The organism is Sphingomonas corticis (assembly GCF_012035195.1).
Classification (GTDB): domain Bacteria; phylum Pseudomonadota; class Alphaproteobacteria; order Sphingomonadales; family Sphingomonadaceae; genus Sphingomonas; species Sphingomonas corticis.
Genome location: NZ_JAAVJH010000003.1, coordinates 59,081 through 78,327, shown reverse-complemented (window position 1 = coordinate 78,327; position 19,247 = coordinate 59,081). Strand labels below are relative to the sequence as shown.

The following is a 19,247-nucleotide window of genomic DNA, read 5'->3' as shown; positions in this document are numbered from 1 at the left end:
CCGGGGTCCATCGTGCCGGAGGCGCTGGTGGAGAGATGGATGCTGGCCTTCGCCGGGATGACGATGCCGCTCCGCATCATCGTCACTTCCGCGCCCATGGCCGGCCGCTCGCCGCTTCCTCGGCCATCATCTGCGCCTGCTGCTCGCGCAGGTGCCACGGCATCTCCTCGAACACGCCGTCGAACAGGGTGTCGAGCGGCTGGTGCAGGCCGTGGCCCAGGATGCCGTTCTTCTCCGCCGCCTTCTGCTGCGCGCGCACGTCCTCGGCGATCTCCTTGTCCATCGCGGCGTGGCGTTCCTCGTCCCACTCGCCCTGGGCGATCAGGTGATCCTTCAACCGGCGGATCGGGTCGCCCAGCGGCCAGGCGGTGGGCTCACCTGCGGAGCGGTATTGCGTGGGATCATCGGAGGTCGAATGGCCCTCGGTTCGATAGGTGAAATGCTCGATCAGCGTCGGTCCCGCATTGGTTCGCGCCCGCTCCGCCGCCCATTGCGTCGCGGCATAGACGGCCAGCGCGTCGTTGCCGTCCACCCGAAGCCCCGCAATGCCGTAGCCGATCGCGCGCGCGGCGAAGGTGGTCGCCTCCGCCCCCGCGAAGCCGGAGAAGCTGCTGATCGCCCATTGGTTGTTGACGACGTTGAAGATCACCGGCGCGCGATAGACCGTGGCGAAGGTGAGCGCGGAGTGGAAGTCGCCCTCCGCGGTGCTCCCCTCCCCGCACCAGGTCGCGGCGATGCGCGTGTCGCCCTTCGACGCGGAGGCCATCGCCCAGCCGACCGCCTGAGGATATTGCGTCGTCAGATTGCCCGAGATGGAGAAGAAGCCGAAGCGCTTCTCCGAGTACATGATCGGCAGCTGCTTGCCCTGCAGCTTGTCGCCGGTATTCGAGTAGATCTGGTTCATCATGTCGACCAGCGGGCAGCCCCGCGCGATCAGCAGGCCCTGCTGGCGATAGGATGGAAAGCACATGTCGTCGGCGTCCAGCGCGTGCGCCGCGGCCACCGCTACCGCCTCCTCGCCCAGCGACTTCATGTAGAAGCTGGTCTTGCCCTGCCGCTGCGCGCGGAACATCCGCTCGTCGAAGGCGCGGACGGTGGCCATGTGGCGCAGCATCCGGCGCTTGGCATCGGCGGAGAGGCGGGGGTTCCACGGACCGACGGCGTGCCCTTCCTCGTCCAGCACGCGCACCAGCGTGTAGGCGAGGTCGGTGAAGTCGCGCGCGGCTTCCGCCGTATCGGGGCGGCGGGCGGCACCGGCGGCGGGAATCTCCACCGCGGCGAAGTCGACCGTGTCGCCGGGGCGGAATTGCGGTTCCGGCACGTGCAGCGACAGGGGCTTCAGGTTGCTGCGGGCGTCGCTCGCCACGTTTCTCTCCTCGGTGCGGCCGCCGGAAGGGCGGCGAACGTCCTTTCGCGCGCTTGTAATTATATTTCAAGCGAGGCGCTAGGGGGTGGAAGGGGCGGGAAAGACGCGGCGGAGCCGCGGCGAAAAGCGCCTCATCTCACATCGATACGGATTGACTCTTCGGAGCGACAGGGAACAAAATAGGAACGATCGCCACATCGAGTCGTATTCCCCTGCCGTGACACAGTCCAGTATCCTCGCTTCCCTGCGCGCCGAACTGAGCGCGATCGAAGGCGGCCACGAGGGTCGCCGGCGCGAGGTGCTGCCGTTCGGCACGGGGGGGATCGATTCGCAGCTGGCGAACGGCGGGCTGCGGCTCGACGCGCTGCACGAGGTGACGGCGGCATCGCCGCGGATGGGCGACGATGCCGCGGCGACGCTGTTCCTGGCCGGCATCGCTGCGCGGGCATGGGGGCCGGTGCTGTGGATCGTGCGGCGGCGCGACCTGTTCGCACCCGGCCTCTACCAGGCGGGGCTGTCGCCCGAGCGCGTGCTCTACGCCGAGGCTGCGGACGATGCCGAGGTACTGGCGCTGATGGAGGAAGGGCTGCGCCACCGCGCGCTGGGCGCCGTGATCGGCGAGGCGCGGCGCGTCGGCATGGCCTCCACCCGGCGGTTGCAGCTGGCGGCGGAGGGCGGGCGCACGATCGCGCTGCTGATGAAGCGCCACGCGTCGACGCGCAGCGGGGAGACGACCGATCCGCTCGGCGCGCCGTCCGCCGCGGTGACGCGCTGGCGCATCGCCACCGCCCCGTCGGCGCCGCTGCCGACGGCCGGCATCGGCCGCGCGCGCTGGAACCTCTCGCTCGTCCGCCAGCGCGGCGGCGAGCCCTTCGCTCTCACCGTGGAGGCATGCGATGAAACGGGTCGCCTCGCTCTACCTGCCCGACTGGTCGATCGACCTGGTCAGGCGGGCCGAGCGCACCCTCGCACCGCCGCCGCCTGAGCGGGCGCGGCTCGACCTCCTGCCGCTCAAGCGCGCCGGCGATGCCGAGCAGGGCGGCAAGGCGTGCGATTCGCCGAAGAACACCGGCTGGCGCCCCGGCGCGCGCTGGGCACGGACCGATGATGCGGACGCGGTCGCGCGCCCGCTGGCGGGCGTGGACGAGGCCACCGGCGGCGCGGGCGCGTGTTGGGCCGGGGAGACGCGCGCCGACGTCGCGCGCCGCGTCGCCCGCATCCCCGCGCACCAGCGCCCGCCGATGCGCGAGATGGGACGGCGCAGCGAGGCGGCGGAGCATCCCTACAAGCGGCTACCGGGCGACGAGGGCGGCGGATGCCACCCTCTCCCCGGCGCAGGGGATAGCGTTGCGACCGTCCAACCGTCACGCCGGGCGGCTTCCGGCATCCACCGGCCCGCGAACGCACGCGCCGTCGATGACGCGGAAGCGTGGATGCCGAGACAAGCCCGGCATGACGAAGGAAGAAGCGACGCGACCACACGAGGTGAGCCGTCCCATCCGTCGGTCGCCCTGTCCCCGGCCCGCACCATGCCCGCCGTGCGCACCGGCGGCGAGGGCGTGCGCCCGTCGCTGAAGATCGCGGTGGCGGCCTGGAACGTCATGCCTGCGGTCGGTTATCCCGGCGACGGTCCCTATCCCGCTCATCATCCCGCCAGGGACCGGCGCTGCGGCTCCAACGATGCCGGCGCGCAGGTGAAGGAGGTGGCCGCCTTCTTCGACACGGGGCGCAGCACCGCGGGCACCGTGGCGCGCGTTTGTGCGCCCTCGCGCGACGATACGCGGCCTCTGCCACCTTCACCCGCGGGCGAGATCCTCGTCACCGTGCACAAGGTGGGCAGCCGGGTGGAGGTGGCCGCCGCCTCCCCCGCCGCCCGCGCGCTGGGTGCGGAGCCGGGCATGGCGCTGACGCAGCTGCGCGCCGCGGTGCCCGACATGGCGGTGCGCGACGCCGACCCGGCGGGCGACGCCGCCGCGCTGCACCGCCTGGCGGTCGCGCTGGCGCGGCGCTGGACGCCGGTGGTGGCGGTGTCCGACGCCGACGGGCTGTTCCTCGACCTGAGCGGGGTCGCGCACCTCCACGGCGGCGAGGAGCGGATGGCGCGGCGGCTGGTGCGCGGGCTGGCGCGGGCGGGCATCGCCGCGCGGGTGGGGGTGGCGGACACGCCCGGCGCGGCCTGGGCGCTGGCGCGCCACGCCGGAAAGGCGGTGGCGATCCTGCCGCCCGGCGACCCGCTGCCCGCGCTCGCCCCCTTCCCCGTCGCCGCGCTGCGCATCGCCGCGCCCGCGCAGGACCTGCTGCGGCGGCTGGGCATCGACACGGTGCGCGATCTCGCCGCGCTGCCGCGCGCGCCGCTGGCGCGGCGGTTCGGCACGTCGGTGCCGCTGCGGCTGGACCAGGCGAGCGGGCGCGCGGCCGAGCCGCTGGATCCGGTGGTACCGGAGGAGCCGATCGCGGTGGAGCAGCGCTTCGCCGAGCCGCTGCTGACTGCCGAGCCGATCGCGCACTGGCTGGCGCAATTGGTCGCGCGGCTCGGCGTGGCGCTGGCACAGGCGGGCCGCGGCGCGCGCGCGGTGGCGCTGGTGGCGACGCGGGTGGATGCGGCGGTGCAGGTGGTGCGCATCGGCCTCGCCCGCCCCACCCGCGCGCCCGCGCACCTGCTGCGGCTGCTGGCGCGACGGATCGAGACGCTGGACCCCGGCTTCGGCATCGAGGCGCTGGCGCTGCACGTGCTGCGCGCCGATCCGCTCCAGGCCGAGGCGCTGTCGGGCGACCTGGCGGACGGAACCGTGCCCGACCTTTCGCTGCTGGTCGATGCCATCGTCAACCGCATCGGCGCCGCCCGGCTGTGGCGGTCGCGCGCGCTGGAGAGCGACGTGCCCGAGCGCGCGGTGGCCCGCGCCGCGCCGCTGGACAACGATGCCGTCGCCGCGACCCGGCTGCGGCGCGACGACGTGCGCCGGCTGGACGCGCGCGCGCGCGACCACGCCTGGCACCCGCGCTGGCCCCGCCCCGCCCGCCTGCTGCGCCGGCCCGAGCGGGTCGACCACGTCATCGCCGAACTGCCCGACTATCCCCCGCTGCGCTTCACCTGGCGCGGCGTGACCCACCGCATCGTGCGCGGCGACGGGCCGGAGCGCATCACCGGCGAATGGTGGCGCCGCCCGCAGGAAGCGGACGGGGTGCGCGACTATTTCCGCGTCGAGGACGAGGCGGGCGAGCGCTTCTGGCTGTTCCGCCGCGGTGACGGGATGCGCGCGGAGACGGGCGACCTGACGTGGTACGTGCATGGCACGTTCGCGTGAGACAGGACGGGCGCGTGACACCCTACAGGCGCGCGTATGGCGTCACAGCCGCGCGTCGATCGCCTTCAGGTGGCCGGCGGCGGCATGGGCGAGGATCGGCGGTCTTTCCAATCATCGGGATCGATCACCGGAGCTTCGAAGTCCCAGTCGTCGCGATAATCGGGGCTGCGTAGCATGCCGATCACCAAGCGGCGCGGCTCGGGTGCGTCGATGACCGACGGCACCGTCAGCGTCGCGACCACCTGCCCGTCGCGGACGATCGTGACGGGTTCGCCGTCCTGCGCCAGTTCGTCGATCAGCCGTGCGAAGCGGGGATCGAAGTCGCTCGCGCTCACCACCTTTCCCATGCCGCACCTTCTGGCTTTGCCGCATCCTAATCGACGTCGGTCATGACGTACAGCGAGCTGCAGGTCACCACCCACTTCTCCTTCCTGCGCGGCGCGTCCTCGCCCGAGGAGCTGTTCGCCACCGCGGCGCAGATGGGGATGCCCGCGCTGGGCGTCACCGACCGCAATTCGGTCGCGGGCGTGGTGCGGATGCTCTACGCGCAGGAACAGGTCGCCGCGCAGCACCCGGCGCCGCCGCGGCTGGTGGTCGGCTGCCGGCTCGACCTCGTCAGCGGCGCCGCGCTGCTGGTGTGGCCGCAGGACAGGGCGGCCTGGACCCGGCTGACGCGATTGCTGACGCTCGGCAAGTCGCGCGCGCAGGCGCAGCGCGGCGAGAAGGGGCGCTGCTTCCTCCACTGGGAGGACGTGGCGGGCCACGCCGACGGGCTTGTCGCCGCACTGGTTCCGGACGTCGCCGGGACCGGCGAAGGCGACCTGCGCTGGATGGCGGACCTGTTCCCGGGCGCGGAGGGGCGCGGCCACGTCTGCCTGACGCACTGGCGCCGTCCCGGCGAGGCGCTGCGGCTGCACGATACCGCCGCGGCGGCGCGGCGCTTCGGCCTCGCCCCGCTCGCCACGGGCGACGTGCTGTACCATCATCCGGACAAGCGGATGCTGCAGGACGTCGTCACCGCCATCCGCGAGAAGTGCACGATCGACGAGCTGGGCTTCCGGCGCGAGCGCCATGCCGGCCGCCACCTGATGCCCCCGGACGAGATGGCGCGGCTGTTCCGCCACCATCCCGACGCGCTGTCGGCGGTGGACGCGATCGTCGAGCGCTGCACCTTCTCGCTGCGCGACCTGAGCTACCAATATCCCGACGAGGAGGTGATCCCCGGCAAGTCGCCGCAGGAGGCGCTGGCGGCGATGGCGTGGAACGGCCTGCGCCACCGCTTCGGCCCCACCCCGCCGGCGGCCTATCGCACGCTGCTGGAGCACGAATTGTCGCTGGTCGGCCGGATGGACTATGCGCCCTATTTCCTGACGGTGAATTCGATCGTCCAGTTCGCGCGCAGCCAGGACATCCTGTGCCAGGGGCGCGGATCGGCGGCGAATTCGGTGATCTGCTTCGCGCTGGGCATCACCTCGATCGACCCGGTCAAGCACCAGCTGCTGTTCGAGCGCTTCGTATCCGAGGAGCGGCGCGAGCCGCCCGACATCGATGTCGATTTCGAGCATGAGCGGCGCGAGGAGGTGATCCAGTGGATCTACGACAGCTACGGCCGCGACCATGCCGCGCTGACCGCGGTCGTCAGCCGCTTTCGCACCCGCGGCGCGATCCGGGAAGTGGGAAAGGCGCTGGGCCTGCCGGAGGACATGACCGGCGCATTGGCATCGCAGGTGTGGGGATGGTCCAACGAGGGCGTGCCGGACGAGCATGTCGCCGCGCTGAACCTCGACGCGCGCGAGCCGCGGCTGGCGCAGGCGCTGGACCTCGCGCGGCAGCTGATCGGGGCGCCGCGCCACCTGTCGCAGCATCCCGGCGGCTTCGTGCTGACCCGCGCTCCGCTGCACGACCTCGTGCCCATCGAACCCGCGGCGATGGCGGACCGCCACGTCATCGAGTGGGAGAAGGCGGATATCGAGGAGCTGAGCTTCATGAAGGTCGACATCCTCGGCCTGGGCATGCTCGGCTGCATGCGGCGCGCGTTCGACCTGCTGGCGGCGCACAAGGGCATCGCGATGAACATGGCCAGCCCGGCGATGCAGGAGGACGATCCCGCCACCTTCGCGATGATCCAGAAAGCCGACACGCTGGGCGTCTTCCAGATCGAGAGCCGCGCGCAGATGTCGATGCTGCCGCGGATGAAACCGGTCAATTTCTACGACATCGCCATCCAGGTCGCGATCGTGCGGCCCGGGCCGATCCAGGGCGACATGGTCCACCCCTATCTGAAGCGGCGCGAGGGCAAGGAGACGGTCGACTATCCCAGCCCCGCACTGGAGACGGTGCTGAAGAAGACGCTGGGCGTGCCGCTGTTCCAGGAACAGGCGATGCAGGTCGCGATCCTGGGTGCGGGCTTCACGCCGGGCGAGGCGGACGAGCTGCGCCGCGCCATGGCGACCTTCAAGCTGACCGGCGGGGTCGGCCGCTTCCACGAGAAGCTGGTCGCCGGCATGCGCGAGCGCGGCATCTCGCCGATATTCGCCGAGCGGCTGGTGAAGCAGATCGAGGGGTTCGGCAGCTACGGCTTTCCGGAGAGCCACGCCGCCAGCTTCGCGAAGATCGCCTATGCCTCGTCGTGGATGAAGTGCCACCATCCCGACGTCTTCTGCGCCGCGCTGCTCAACGCCCAGCCGATGGGCTTCTACGCCCCCGCGCAGATCGTCCGCGACGCCCGCGCGCACGGCGTGGAGGTGCGCCCGGTGTGCGTGATGGAAAGCGATTGGGACACGATCCTTCTTCCGGGCGTGGATCGCCCTCATCCTTCCGGCGCTGACGCGCCTCCCTCCCTCTCCCGCTGGGAGAGGAGTGGTGGGTCGTCCATGCCCCCGGCATGGACTGAACAGCGCGGGGCGCTGTTCACCCACCACTGGGCGCGCCCGGCGCAGCCGGGTGGGAAGGGTGAGGGGGATCAAGGCACCTCCTCCCCCCGATGCCCCCTCCGCCTCGGCCTGCGCATCGTCGCCGGCCTCTCCGGCGAGGACGCGGGGCGCATCCTTGCCGCACGCGGCGACCGCCCCTTCTCCAGCGTGGAGGACCTGTGGCGCCGCTCCGGCGTTCCGCTCGCCGCGCTGGAGAAGCTGGCGCGGGCGGACGGCTTCGCCGGCATGGGGCTGGACCGTCGCCAGGCGCTGTGGGCGATCCGCGGACTCGGCGAAGCGCCGCTGCCGCTGCTCGCCGGGATCGAGCGGCGGGAGGAGCCGGTGACGCTCGCCCGCCTGACCGAGGGGCGCGAGGTGGTGGAGGATTACCGCGCCACGCAATTGTCGCTGCGCGCGCATCCGTTGCAATTCCTCCGCCCCGCCCTGGCCGACCGGCGCATCGTGGCGTGCGACCGGCTGGAGCATCTCGACGGCAAGGCGGTGGAGGTGGCGGGCATCATCCTCGTCCGCCAGCGTCCTGGCAGCGCGAAGGGCGTGCTGTTCATCACGATCGAGGACGAGACCGGGGTCGCCAACGGCATCCTGTGGCCCGACCGGTTCGAGGCGCAGCGGCGCGTCGTCATGTCCTCGGCGATGGTTTCGCTGCGCGGCCGCGTGCAGAAGGAAGGCAGCGTCGTCCACGTCATCATCGACCGCGTGACCGACCTGACGGCGATGCTGCGCCAGGTCGGCGACGTGGACCTGCCCAAGGGCTTCCCACGCATGGTCGCGCGCGGCGACGGCGCCACCCACCCCGGCGCCCCCGACCGCGGCGATGCCGGATGGAAGCCGACGCCGCGCAGCGACTATCACTATCGCGACCGCCAGGAACCGGTGATCCCGATCCGCAGCCACGATTTCCATTGAGGCGGTGTATTCTCGTACGTACGCCATTGCCTGACGCAGCAGATTACCGTATGTACGGAATTGCAGGACCTGTGAGGGGATGCGATACAGCTACGATGAGAGCAAGCGCGCCAGAGTTCTTCAGGACCGCGGCCTCGATCTGGCGGATGCGGCGCTGGTGTTCGAGGGATTCTACCTGTCGCACGCGGATCCGAAGCACAGCCGGGACGAGCAGCGCACGATCACGGTAGGCATGATGCGCGACGAGGTGGTTGTTCTCGTCGTCTGGACGCCACGGCCGGGAGAACGGCGCATCATCACCATGTGGAAGGCCAATGACAAGGAACGACGCCACTATCATGAGCAACGCCGACGACATGGATGACGTCCGGCCCGTGCTGGACGATGCCTGGTTCGAGGAAGCGGACGCCTTTCAAGGTGCGCGCCTCGTCCGACGCGGCCGGCCGAAGCCGGACAATCCCAAGCAGCCGGTTACGATCCGTCTTGATCGCGACCTCGTGGAATGGTTCAAGCGAAGCGGGGACGGATGGCAGACCCGCATCAACGCGGAGTTGCGGCGGGTCGCAGGCATCTGAACCGACGCGCCCTCACCTCACCCCATATCGCTCCTGCATCGCGCGGACGACGCCGTTGGTCCAGCCGAAGCCGTCCTGCGTCGGATATTCGCCGCCGCCGCCGGCGCGGCTCTCCTCCACGTCGTATTTCTCCAGCAGCTTGCCCGACGCGCGATACTCGCGCTCCGCCGTCGCGACGAAGCGCTGCGCAATGCGGGCGGCCAGGTCGTCGCGGCCGTAGCGGCTGAGCCCGTCCGCCGCGATCCATTGCAGCGGCGCCCAGCCGTTGGGGCGGTCCCACTGCTGCCCGGTCGCAGCCAACGTCGTGCGCAGGCCGTTGGGCGCCAGCAGCGCGCGCTCGGTCGTCGTCGCCACCGCGGCGGCGCGATCCGGCGCGGCGAGCCCGGCGAACAGCGGGTAGAGCGTCGCCGCGGTCACGCCGGGGCGCAGCCGCCGCTCCGCCGCGTCCCAATCGCCGTAGCGACCCTCGCCCGCGCTCCACAGCCAGCGTTCCACCGCCGCCGCGCGCGCGGTCGCACGGGCGCCGAAGTCGCGTGCGCACCCCGCGTCGCGCGCGTCCGCGCACGCCGCCGCGATGGCGCGCTCCAGGCCGTAGAGCAGGCTGTTGAGATCCACCGGCACGATGTTCGTCGTGTCGATCGTGGCCAGCGTGCGCCCGTCCGCCAGCCAGCGCGAGGAGAAGTCCCATCCGCTCTCCGCCGCGGCGCGCAGGTGGCGATGCACCGCCTTCGGCTCCCGCCCGCTCGCCCGCGTCGTTTCCACGTCCTCGCGCCAGCTCTCGTCGCGCGGCGTGTCGCGTCCGTCCCAATAATGTTGCAAGCGGCTGCCATCGGGCATCGCCGCGGTCCGCTCCGGCGCGGTGAAGAACGCGTGCTCGCGTCGCAGCGCGGCCAGCCGCCGCGCGCGTTCGGCCGCGTCGCGCGGCGGCGACAGCGCCATCATCGCGTAGAGGAACGGCGGCTGCGAGCGGCTGAGATAATAGGTGCGCGTGCCGTTGGGAACGTGGCCGTAGCGCTCGACCAGCGACACGAAGTTCGCGACCATGTCGTCGACCAGGTCCTGCCGCCCGTCCGCGCGCAGGCCCAGCATCGTGAAATAGCTGTCCCAATAGTACATCTCGCGGAAGCGGCCGCCGGGAACCACGTAGGGCCGCGGCAGCGCCAGCGCGGTGGAGCCGGCCGGGGGATCGAGCGGCGGGCGCGTCAGCACGGGCCACAGCGCGCGGATATGCTCCGCCATCGGCACCCGCTCGGCCGCGGGCGGCGGCGCGGCGCCGTCGCCGGGCACGTCGAAATTGGCGAGCACGAAGGCGCGCAGGCCGGCGTCGTCGCGCGGGCGGGCGGCGCGCCAGTCGCGCAGAATATCGGCGACGGACCGCTTCGGCGTCGCATCGACGAAGGTTTTGCCGTCGGGAAAGATGCGGCGTTCCTGCACCGCGGCGAACAGGTCGCCGTAATTGTCCGCGGGCGTCGCGACGCGCGCGGCGGGAGGAATAGCGGGCGGTGCCGGCGCGGTGGCGCAGGCGCAGAGCAGGAGCGCCAGGGACGCGCCCCACCACCCCCGCGTCGCGACGGCCCCGTGCCCGGATGCCGGGACGCGCCCGGCACGGCCGGGGCTCACTCGCCCACCACCTGCTCGATCACGCCGAAGATCGGGTGGTGACGGTCGTCCTCGCACCAGATCCGCACCGTGTCGCCTGCCTTCAGGAACGGGGTGGCGGGCTTGCCGTCGCGGATCGTCTCGATCGTGCGGATCTCCGCGATGCAGGAATAGCCGACGCCGCCCTCCGCCACCGGCCTCCCCGGCCCGCCGTCCGCGTCTCGGTTGCTGACGGTGCCCGACCCGACGATCGTGCCCGCGCCCAGCCGCCGCGTTTTCGCCGCGTGCGCCACCAGCGTGCCGAAGTCGAAGGTCATGTCCTCCCCCGCGTCGGCACGGCCGAAGGGCTGGCCGTTCAGGTCGACCATCAGCCTGCGGTGCAGCTTGCCGTCGCGCCACCAGTCGCCCAGCGCGTCGGGCGTCACGAACACCGGCGAGAAGGCGGAAGCCGGCTTGGACTGGAAGAAGCCGAAACCCTTCGCCAGTTCGCCGGGGATCAGGTTGCGCAGCGACACGTCGTTCGTCAGGCCGACCAGCCGGATCGCCGCCAGCGCCTCCTCGCGGCTCGCGCCCAGCGGCACGTCGCCGGTGACGACCACCACCTCGCCCTCCAGGTCGCAGCCCCAGCTCTCGTCGGCGAGCGGGATCGGGTCGCGCGGGGCGAGGAAGCCGTCCGAGCCGCCCTGGTACATCAGCGGATCGTGCCAGAAGCTGTCCGGCATCTCCGCCGCGCGCGCCTGCCGCACCAGCGCGACATGGTTCACGTAGGCGGAACCGTCCGCCCACTGATAGGCCCGCGGCAGCGGCGCCGCGGCGTCGTGCTCGTGGAAGCGCTCGCGCGGGATCGCCTGGTGCTCGAGATCGGTGGCGAGCAACTCCAGCGCGGGGGCGACGCGGTCCCAATCGTCGAGCGCCGCCTGCAGGGTGGCGCAGAGGTGGCCGGCGTCGGCATACCAGGCCAGGTCGTTCGACACGACGACGAGACGGCCGTCGCGACCGTGCTTCAGGCTGGCGAGTTTCATGGCGCTTCCTTCTCCCGTGGACCGCCTGACTAGCGCGCGTGCCGGGCCGGCGCCACTGCCTCCACGCGTCAGTTCGGCAGGCGGAACACCACCGACTGCGTGTTGGCGGCGCAGGCCACGTTGCCTGACGGACGATAGCTGCTGGTATAGCGCGCGTCGCGCAGGATGCCCTGCGCCGCGTCGTTGAACACGAACGGCGGATAGGCGGCGATCGCGCGCGGCACCACGGTGGTGCCGTTGGCGGCGATGTCGAACTCCACCCGCACCCAGCCCTCGAACCCCATCTGCACCGCGGCCATCGGATAGTCGTTCGCGTCCCCTCCGGCGCGACGCACCGCGGGGCGCGGCTCGATCAGCGCGCACTGCTCCTCGGTCAGGCCCGTCCGCTCGAACGCGGCGCGCGCCCCGGCCAGGTCGCCGCGCGCCGCCAGCAGGTCCGCGCGCTGGAGCATCGCGCCTACCTTCAGCGGGTGACGCGCGGGCAGCGCGGGGGCATCGACCACGCCGTCGAGCAGCGTCAGCGCGTCGGGCGGCGGCGCGGCGCGGTAGACCGGCTGCGCCACCAGCAGCCGCAGCGTCGCCGCCGACAGCGGATCGGCGGCCATCGCCGGATCGGCGAGGAGCGCGCGCAGCGCGGCGCGCTGATCGCGCCCGCTGTCGGCACGCTGCTGGGCGACGCGGATGGCGAGGTAGGTGCGGACCGGCGCCGGCGCCCCGGCGGTGCGCGACAGTGCCGCCGCCTCCGTCCACGCCGCCGTGCGCTCCGCCGCGGGCACCACGCTGTTGTCGGCCAGCGCGGCCAGCGCGGCGACCCGCGCCGGCCCGCCCGCGGCGCGCTTCAGCAGGTCGCGCTGTACCGGCGCCAGCACCGCGTCCGACCGGCCGGCGGGATCGGGCAGCGCCACGCCCTCCTTCGCCAGCCAGCCGGCGAGTTCCTCCGCCAGCGGCGCCGTCAGCGCGGGCCGGTCCGCGGCGCGGGTGCAGCGCAGCTCGACCCGGGTGGTGTAGCGGAACAGCAGCGGGATCTTCGCGACGTCCGCCGCTTCCCACGACCAGCGGGCGACCGCGCGGGCGAACTCCAGCGCGGCCTCGCGCCCGGCGCCGGTGTAGATCGGCGCCGCACCGATGACGTGGCCGTCGTCCGCCAGCGAGAATTCGACGACCGCCATGTCGTCGGGCTTCAGCCCGGTCTCGCCGCCGCAGGGGGGAAGGTCGATCTGCTTGGCGTTGGCGAACGGCGTGTCGCGCATTCGGCCCGCGCCGGTGTAGGCGAGGTACTGGCGCGCGGCGTCCTGGTCGCCCGCCAGCCGCGCGGCGATCGCGAGGTCGGATCGGGTGACGATGTCGTCCACGCCGACGCGCATGGTCAGTCCGCCCTGCTCCTTCAGGCTGGCCTTCAGCGCGCGATACGCCTCGTCCTTGCGGCCGGCGTTCATCAGCGCGCGCGCGTATTGGGTGCGGACGACCGCCAGTTCCTTGCGCGCCAGCTTGTCGCCGGTCGCGATCGTCAGCGCTTCCTCGGCATGGCGGATCGCCGCGCCGTCGCCGTCGAACATCGTGACGCGCGACAGCGCCATCAGCGGGCGGATGCGGAAGATGCCGGTCGCGAGCGCCAGTGCGGCGCGATAATCCTCCGCCGCGCCGGCATAGTCGAAGCGCGCCTGTGCCGCGTCGCCCAGCCGCAGCCGCGCCTCGCGCACGTCCACGGCGAACTCCGTGCCCCGCTTCTCCAGCACCGGCAGGCCGCGGCGGATCGACGCCTCCCCGTCCTCGACCTGCGCCATCCGGGTCTGGCAGCCGCCCTTGCGCACCGCGATGGCGGCCATGGCGACCGCGTTGCGCGCCAGCTTCGGCTCCGCCTCCAGCGCGGCGTAGAGCGGCAGCGCCTCGGCGCAGCGGCCGTCCGCGGCGGCGGTGTTGGCCGCGTCGAAGCGCTGCTGGAGGGAGGCGCCGGGCGGAACGGCGGGAGCGACGGCCGGCGCGGCCTGTGCCAGCAGGATGACGAGCGTAGGTGCGACCACGAGGACTTCCCCTTTTCGCGCGAGCATCGCATCCTCGCCACGCCATGTCGACGCGCAGCTTTACCCGAATGCTCCGCCTCGCCCTCCCGCTGGTCGCCGGGGGCGCGGCGCCGGCGGAGCCCGCCTATCCGCCCCGGGCGGTGGTGCTGTTCGTCGCCGACTGGTGCGCGCCGTGCCACGCGGAAGTGGCGCGATTGCCCGAGATCACGGCGGCGGCAGGAGCCTGGACGGTCCTGGTGGCGGACGGCGACGCCCCCGCGCGCCCGGGCCGCCTCGCGCGCGGCGTGAAGGCGGAGCGGCGCTGGACGCCCGACCCCGCCACCGCCGCCGCGATCCGGCGCGACCTGTTCGCCGACATCGCCGGGCTGCCCTATGCGGTCGCCTTCGACGCCGCCGGGCGCCGCTGCGCCGACACGCGCCGCGGGCTGGACGCGGCACGCACGCGTGCGCTGCTGGAGCGGTGCGCACCGCGATAGGCGCACGCCGCTTCCCTCCGGCACCGATGCGCGCCATAAGCGGGGGGTGGGGGGACAGACGATCACCGGCGATGCGCCGCAGGGCAAGACGTGGCTGGCGCGCTTTCCGGTGCTGCCCGCATCCTCGCCGCTCGCCTGGGCCATTGCCGCGGCGCTGACCGTCACCGCGCTGCTGGTGCGGATCGCGGCGGCGCCGGTGCTGCCGCCGGGCTATCCCTTCCTCACCTTCTTCCCCGCGGTCATCGTCACCTCCGTGCTGTTCGGCGCGCGGCTGGGCGGGGTGCAGGCGGCGGCGTGCGGGCTGATCGCGTGGTATTTCTTCATCCCGCCGGTGCGCAGCCTGGCGCTGTCCAGCGGGTCCGGCGTGGCGATGGCCTTCTACGGCTTCGTCGTGGTGACCGACGTGGTGCTGATCCACTGGATGCAGGGCGCGATCCACCAGCTGGCGCGCGAGCGCGAGGTGAGCCGGGCGCTGGCGGAAACGCGCGAGCTGCTGTTCCGCGAGTTGCAGCACCGCGTGTCGAACAACCTTCAGGTCGCCGCCGCGCTGCTGTCGATGCAGCGCACCCGCGTGGCGGACGCGGAGGCGCGCGCCGCACTGGAGGAGACGGCGCGACGGCTGGCGCTGATCGGGCGGATCAGCCGGCAATTGTACAATGCGAGCGGCGAGGCGCTGCCCCTGCTTCCGTTCCTGCGACAGCTGGGCAGCGACGTGATGGAGGCGGCGGGCCGCGACGACGTGGCGCTCAGCGTGGAGGGCGACGGCGACGTGCGGCTGGAGCCCGACGCCGCCATCCCGACCGCGCTGGTGGTGGCGGAAGCGATCGCCAATGCGCTGGAGCACGGCCTCCCCAGCGGACGGCCCGGAAGCATCGCGGTGGACGTCGGCTACGACCCTTCGGCGCGGGAATTGTGCGTCACCGTCACCGACGATGGCCGCGGCCTGCCGCCCGGCTTCGACGCGCAGACCGCCACCAGCCTGGGATTGCAGATCGCGCGGATGCTCGCCGCCTCGTGCGGGGGGCAATTCACGGTGGCGCACACGGACGCCACCCGTGCCACGCTGCGCCTGCCGTGCTGAGCGCGCGAGCTGCCATAACAAAAGTTACTTGACCCGATCGGGCGCCGCCGCCACGCTTCTGCGCGACGTTTCAGGAGAGGTTGCACGATGTCGCTCGACCAGGTCGCGGGCCGTTTCGCCTATAACGAGGATCACGAGGCGTTCCGGCAGACGGTGCGCAGCTTCCTCGCCAAGGAAGGCGTGCCGCGCGCCGATCAGTGGGAGAAGGACCGGCTGGTGCCCAAGTCCTTCTGGCAGCAGGCTGGCGCGGTGGGCATGCTGTGCCCCACCGTGCCCGAGGCGTACGGCGGCCTGGGCCTGGATTTCGGCTACAACGCCGTCGTCGACGAGGAGATGGCCTATGCGGGCGTGCCCGCGGGCTTCTCGCTGCAGTCGGACATCGTCGCCGGCTACATGGAGCATTACGGCAGCGAGGAGCAGAAGCGCGAGTGGCTGCCGAAGATGGTGTCGGGCGACGTCATCACCGCCATCGCCATGACCGAGCCGGGCACGGGCAGCGACCTCCAGTCGATCCGCACCACGGCGCGAAAGGACGGCAACCATTACGTCATCAACGGGTCGAAGACGTACATCACCAACGGCCAGAACACCGACCTGACGCTGGTGGTGGCGAAGACCGATCCCGATGCGCAGCCGGCGTGGAAGGGCATGTCGATCATCCTGGTCGAAAGCGACCGCGAGGGGTTCGGCAAGGGGCGCAAGCTCGACAAGATCGGGCAGGACGCGGCGGACACGTCGGAGCTGTTCTTCGAAGACGTGCGCGTGCCCATCACCAACTGCCTGGGCGAGGAGGGGATGGGCTTCGTCTATCTGATGAGCCAGCTGCCGCAGGAGCGCCTGTCGATCGCGGTCAGCGTGATGGCGTCGTGCCAGAAGGCGTTCGACGACACCGTGGCCTTCACCAAGGAGCGCAAGGCGTTCAAGGGCTATGTCTTCGATTTCCAGAACACCAAATTCGTGCTCGCCGACCTGAAGGCGAAGCTCCAGGTCGGCTGGGCGCACCTCGACTGGGCGATCCAGCGCCACCTGAGGGGAGAGCTGACCAACGAGGAAGGCGCCGCGGCGAAGCTGTGGCACACCGACCTGCAATGGGAAGTGATGGACAAGTGCCTGCAGCTGCACGGCGGCGCGGGCTATATGAACGAATATCCGATCGCGCGGATGTGGCGCGGCGCGCGGGTGAGCCGGATCTACGGCGGCACGAACGAGATCATGAAGGAAGTGATTTCCCGCAAGCTGTAGGCGCGCACGCTGCGCACCGGTCGCGAAGCGGACGGGTTGCGGGGCTGGTGGACGGGCGCCCGATCCGGCCGACGGCTGCGCCGTTGGCACCGTCCACACCGCCATGCCGGGCTCGCCCTGGGGTGGGGATCGAGGGTAAGCGCCGCTTATGCCCCACCCTCCCGCCGTCACATTCACCGCGCGCCTAGACGGCGACCCCGGCCACATTCCCCTGCCCTTTGATCCGCGCGACGTGTTCGGCCGCGCGCGTCCGCCGGTGGTGGTGACGATCAACGATCATTCCTATCGCAGCACCGTCGCGATCATGTCGGGCCGCACATTCGTCCCCTTTCGCCGATCGCATCGCGAGGCGGCCGGGGTGGCGCAGGCGGGCACCTGCGAGGTGACGCTGACGCTGGACACCGCTCCGCGCGGGGTGACGGTACCCGCAAGCCTGGCCGCCGCGCTGGACGCCGCGGGCGCGCGCGCCGGCTGGGACCGCTTGAGCTTTACCGCACGTCGGGAGTTGGTGGAGGCGATCGAGACGGCGAAGCGCGTTGACACGCGCGAGCGGCGCACCGCGGCGGCGGTTGCCGCGGCAAGAGGGAGAATGGCATGAGACAGGTTCGCCGCACCGCCTTCGCGCTTGGGCATGCCGGACTGCTGCCGCAGATGGCGGCGGTCGCGTTCGCGCTGGACCGCGACCGCGGCACGCCGCTGTTCGCGCTGTTCTACGCCCTGCTGATCCTCAGCTTCCTGGGCGGCATGTGGTGGGGCTTCGCCATGCGCCGGGCGGACGATCCGGCGCAGGGGCGGCTCGCCCTGATGGCCGTGGTGCCGAGCCTGGTCGCGGTCGCGATCCTCCTCGCCGCCTTCGTCACCGGGCGGCTGGACTGGGCGCTGGTGGCTGCCGGTATCGCGCTGTTCCTCACCCTGCCCGTGGACCGCGCGCTGGTGCGGGGCAGCGACGCGCCCGCCAACTGGATGCGGCTGCGCGTACCACTGTCGCTGGGGCTGGGCGCGCTGACGATCCTCGCCGGCTGGATCGCGGCGCACTGATTGACATTTTGCGCCGCAGCATCTAGATCGCGCAGCACCGAGGCGTAAAGCAGCGTGATCGAGCTTCTCAACAGGCTCCGGCTCCGCCTCCCGTAACGGTTCTCCGGCTTCCCAAGTCACGCGGGGTGTCCATTCTCCCCGCCACCCGTGCGTCCGGCGCGCGCGGACGGCCACGTACAGGCTATCCCATGTCCTTCTCCCATCTCGGCCTCGCCGAACCCCTCGTCCGCGCGATCGAGGCCAAGGGCTACACCACGCCCACGCCGATCCAGCGCGACAGCATCCCCACCCTCCTCGAGGGCCGCGACCTGCTCGGCATCGCGCAGACCGGCACCGGCAAGACCGCCGCATTCGTGCTGCCGTCGATCCAGCGCCTCGTCGCCGCGGGCAAGCGCGTGCTGCCGACGCATGTCCGCATGCTCGTCCTGGCGCCAACGCGCGAGCTCGCCTCGCAGATCGCCGACAGCGCGCGCGGCTATGGCCAGTTCAGCAAGCTGACCGTCGCCACCGTCTTCGGCGGCACCAGCATCAACAAGAACCGCCAGGACGTGGCGCGCGGCGTCGACATCCTGGTCGCCACGCCCGGCCGTCTGATCGACTGTGTCGAGCAGGGCTTCATCAACCTGTCGATGATCGAGATCCTCGTCCTCGACGAAGCGGACCAGATGCTGGACCTCGGCTTCATCCACGCGCTGAAGAAGATCGTGCGCATGGTCCCGCGCAAGCGCCAGACGCTGTTCTTCTCCGCGACGATGCCGACGTCGATCCGCGACCTCGCCAGCCAGTTCCTGACCGATCCCGCCACCGTCACGATCAAGCCCGCCGCGACCACGGCGGAGCGCGTCGACCAGTCGGCGATCTTCTGCAACCAGACGGAGAAGCAGGCCCTGCTGACGATGCTGCTGCGCGAGACCGACATCGACCGCGCGCTCGTGTTCACGCGGACGAAGCACGGCGCCGACCGTGTCGTGAAGTTGCTGGCGGGCAACGGCATCGCCGCCAACGCGATCCACGGCAACAAGAGCCAGCCGCAACGCGAGCGCGCGCTGGCGGCGTTCAAGGACGGCACCGTGCCGATCCTGGTCGCCACCGACATCGCGGCGCGCGGCATCGACGTGTCCGGCGTCAGCCACGTGTTCAACTTCGAACTGCCCAATGTGCCCGAGCAGTACGTCCACCGCATCGGCCGCACCGCGCGCGCGGGCGCCAGCGGCGAGGCGATCGCGCTGGTGGCCGATGACGAGCGGCCGTTCCTGCGCGACATCGAGAAGCTGACGCGGCAGAAGGTGCCGGTGCGCGCGCTGCCGGAGGACTTCCTGCGCCGCGCCGAGGCGATCAAGACCGAGCGCGTGAAGGCGATCGGCGCCGACCCCGCGCCGCGGGTCGAGCGCCAGCGCGGCCCGGCCCGTCCCAAGGCCAGCCATGCCCCGCGCCCCAGCCAGGGATCGCGCCAGCACGACCCGAGCGCGAGCCCGCGCGGCGCCGGCGCGAACACCGGCGGGCGCGACTATGCCAATGCCAGCCGCCGCCGTCGCGGCGGGCGCGGCCGCGGCGGCCCGCGCGCAGCCAGCGCGTAACCGTCCGATCGCTCTGAGCGAAGTCGAAGGGCACGCGCAACGCGCATCGGCTTCGACTTCGCTCAGGGGAAACGTGCGAGCGAAACTCCAAGGCGAATCCAGACGT

At 71.9% G+C, this 19,247-nt stretch carries 16 protein-coding genes; 11 read left to right on the top strand and 5 right to left on the bottom strand.

What is annotated here, in order from left to right:
- Window positions 1-82 precede the first annotated feature (82 nt).
- Window positions 83-1,366 (bottom strand): thiamine pyrophosphate-dependent enzyme, encoded by a 1,284-nt coding sequence (locus HBH26_RS05425; RefSeq protein ID WP_168133600.1) that lies wholly within the window; start codon window positions 1,364-1,366, stop codon window positions 83-85.
- A gap of 217 nt (window positions 1,367-1,583) precedes the next feature.
- Here HBH26_RS05425 and HBH26_RS05420 point away from each other — a divergent pair, with 217 nt between their 5' ends.
- Window positions 1,584-2,351 carry a protein ImuA gene (locus tag HBH26_RS05420; RefSeq protein WP_168133599.1) on the top strand — a complete coding sequence of 256 codons (768 nt, stop codon included), beginning with the start codon at window positions 1,584-1,586 and terminating at the stop codon, window positions 2,349-2,351.
- Window positions 2,263-4,671, top strand: coding sequence for a Y-family DNA polymerase (locus HBH26_RS05415; protein WP_239024597.1), 2,409 nt, complete (start codon window positions 2,263-2,265; stop codon window positions 4,669-4,671). The genes HBH26_RS05420 and HBH26_RS05415 overlap by 89 nt, the downstream gene beginning before the upstream one ends.
- 65 nt (window positions 4,672-4,736) lie before the next feature.
- Here the strand turns inward: HBH26_RS05415 and HBH26_RS05410 are convergent, their stop codons facing one another.
- Window positions 4,737-5,018 (bottom strand): type II toxin-antitoxin system Phd/YefM family antitoxin, encoded by a 282-nt coding sequence (locus tag HBH26_RS05410; protein ID WP_168133598.1) that lies wholly within the window; start codon window positions 5,016-5,018, stop codon window positions 4,737-4,739.
- 42 nt (window positions 5,019-5,060) lie between these two features.
- On the opposite strand from HBH26_RS05410, the gene HBH26_RS05405 reads away from it, so the two are divergent.
- The 3 genes from HBH26_RS05405 (at window position 5,061) to HBH26_RS05395 (ending at window position 9,085) form a co-directional block, all read left to right on the top strand.
- Window positions 5,061-8,510: an error-prone DNA polymerase gene (locus HBH26_RS05405; protein ID WP_168133597.1), complete on the top strand. Its 3,450-nt coding sequence runs from the start codon at window positions 5,061-5,063 to the stop codon at window positions 8,508-8,510.
- Window positions 8,511-8,589: 79 nt separating this feature from the next.
- A complete protein-coding gene (locus HBH26_RS05400) occupies window positions 8,590-8,874 on the top strand; it encodes a BrnT family toxin (protein ID WP_168133596.1) in 285 nt (94 codons plus the stop codon).
- A complete protein-coding gene (locus HBH26_RS05395) occupies window positions 8,849-9,085 on the top strand; it encodes a BrnA antitoxin family protein (protein WP_239024596.1) in 237 nt (78 codons plus the stop codon). Before HBH26_RS05400 ends, HBH26_RS05395 begins: the two co-directional genes overlap by 26 nt.
- 12 nt (window positions 9,086-9,097) lie before the next feature.
- Here HBH26_RS05395 and treF read toward each other — a convergent pair whose 3' ends face one another.
- The 3 genes from treF to HBH26_RS21145 form a co-directional block, all read right to left on the bottom strand.
- Window positions 9,098-10,705, bottom strand: a complete 1,608-nt coding sequence (gene treF / locus HBH26_RS05390; protein WP_338057254.1) for an alpha,alpha-trehalase TreF — start codon at window positions 10,703-10,705, stop codon at window positions 9,098-9,100.
- Window positions 10,702-11,706, bottom strand: a complete 1,005-nt coding sequence (locus tag HBH26_RS05385) for a fumarylacetoacetate hydrolase family protein (protein ID WP_168133594.1) — start codon at window positions 11,704-11,706, stop codon at window positions 10,702-10,704. Before HBH26_RS05385 ends, treF begins: the two co-directional genes overlap by 4 nt.
- Before the next feature lie 68 nt (window positions 11,707-11,774).
- Entirely contained in the window at window positions 11,775-13,727 is a 1,953-nt protein-coding gene (locus tag HBH26_RS21145; RefSeq protein WP_168133593.1) for an energy transducer TonB, read from the bottom strand.
- A gap of 68 nt (window positions 13,728-13,795) precedes the next feature.
- Between HBH26_RS21145 and HBH26_RS05375 the strand changes: the two genes are divergently transcribed.
- The 6 genes from HBH26_RS05375 (at window position 13,796) to HBH26_RS05350 (ending at window position 19,141) form a co-directional block, all read left to right on the top strand.
- Entirely contained in the window at window positions 13,796-14,203 is a 408-nt protein-coding gene (locus tag HBH26_RS05375; RefSeq protein WP_168133592.1) for a TlpA family protein disulfide reductase, read from the top strand.
- Window positions 14,204-14,249: 46 nt separating this feature from the next.
- Window positions 14,250-15,284: a histidine kinase dimerization/phosphoacceptor domain -containing protein gene (locus HBH26_RS05370; protein ID WP_168133591.1), complete on the top strand. Its 1,035-nt coding sequence runs from the start codon at window positions 14,250-14,252 to the stop codon at window positions 15,282-15,284.
- A gap of 87 nt (window positions 15,285-15,371) precedes the next feature.
- Complete coding sequence (locus HBH26_RS05365) at window positions 15,372-16,526, top strand: acyl-CoA dehydrogenase family protein (RefSeq protein WP_168133590.1); 1,155 nt, start codon at window positions 15,372-15,374, stop codon at window positions 16,524-16,526.
- 148 nt (window positions 16,527-16,674) lie between these two features.
- On the top strand, window positions 16,675-17,124 hold the full coding sequence (locus HBH26_RS05360; RefSeq protein ID WP_168133589.1) for a DUF1905 domain-containing protein: 450 nt from the start codon (window positions 16,675-16,677) through the stop codon (window positions 17,122-17,124).
- Window positions 17,121-17,564, top strand: a complete 444-nt coding sequence (locus HBH26_RS05355; RefSeq protein ID WP_168133588.1) for a DUF3429 domain-containing protein — start codon at window positions 17,121-17,123, stop codon at window positions 17,562-17,564. The genes HBH26_RS05360 and HBH26_RS05355 overlap by 4 nt, the downstream gene beginning before the upstream one ends.
- Window positions 17,565-17,752: 188 nt before the next feature.
- Entirely contained in the window at window positions 17,753-19,141 is a 1,389-nt protein-coding gene (locus HBH26_RS05350) for a DEAD/DEAH box helicase (RefSeq protein WP_168133587.1), read from the top strand.
- Window positions 19,142-19,247 lie beyond the last annotated feature (106 nt).

Excerpts from the sequence above, each read along its gene's own strand:
- HBH26_RS05385 (WP_168133594.1), bottom strand. The coding sequence starts at position 11,706 with ATGAAACTCGCCAGCCTGAAGCACGGTCGCGACGGCCGTCTCGTCGTC.
- HBH26_RS05410 (WP_168133598.1), bottom strand. The coding sequence starts at position 5,018 with ATGGGAAAGGTGGTGAGCGCGAGCGACTTCGATCCCCGCTTCGCACGG.
- HBH26_RS05405 (WP_168133597.1), top strand. The coding sequence starts at position 5,061 with ATGACGTACAGCGAGCTGCAGGTCACCACCCACTTCTCCTTCCTGCGC.
- HBH26_RS05375 (WP_168133592.1), top strand. The coding sequence starts at position 13,796 with ATGCTCCGCCTCGCCCTCCCGCTGGTCGCCGGGGGCGCGGCGCCGGCG.
- HBH26_RS05350 (WP_168133587.1), top strand. The coding sequence starts at position 17,753 with ATGTCCTTCTCCCATCTCGGCCTCGCCGAACCCCTCGTCCGCGCGATC.
- HBH26_RS05400 (WP_168133596.1), top strand. The coding sequence starts at position 8,590 with ATGCGATACAGCTACGATGAGAGCAAGCGCGCCAGAGTTCTTCAGGAC.
- HBH26_RS05395 (WP_239024596.1), top strand. The coding sequence starts at position 8,849 with ATGAGCAACGCCGACGACATGGATGACGTCCGGCCCGTGCTGGACGAT.
- HBH26_RS05360 (WP_168133589.1), top strand. The coding sequence starts at position 16,675 with ATGCCCCACCCTCCCGCCGTCACATTCACCGCGCGCCTAGACGGCGAC.
- HBH26_RS05365 (WP_168133590.1), top strand. The coding sequence starts at position 15,372 with ATGTCGCTCGACCAGGTCGCGGGCCGTTTCGCCTATAACGAGGATCAC.
- HBH26_RS05355 (WP_168133588.1), top strand. The coding sequence starts at position 17,121 with ATGAGACAGGTTCGCCGCACCGCCTTCGCGCTTGGGCATGCCGGACTG.
- HBH26_RS05415 (WP_239024597.1), top strand. The coding sequence starts at position 2,263 with ATGAAACGGGTCGCCTCGCTCTACCTGCCCGACTGGTCGATCGACCTG.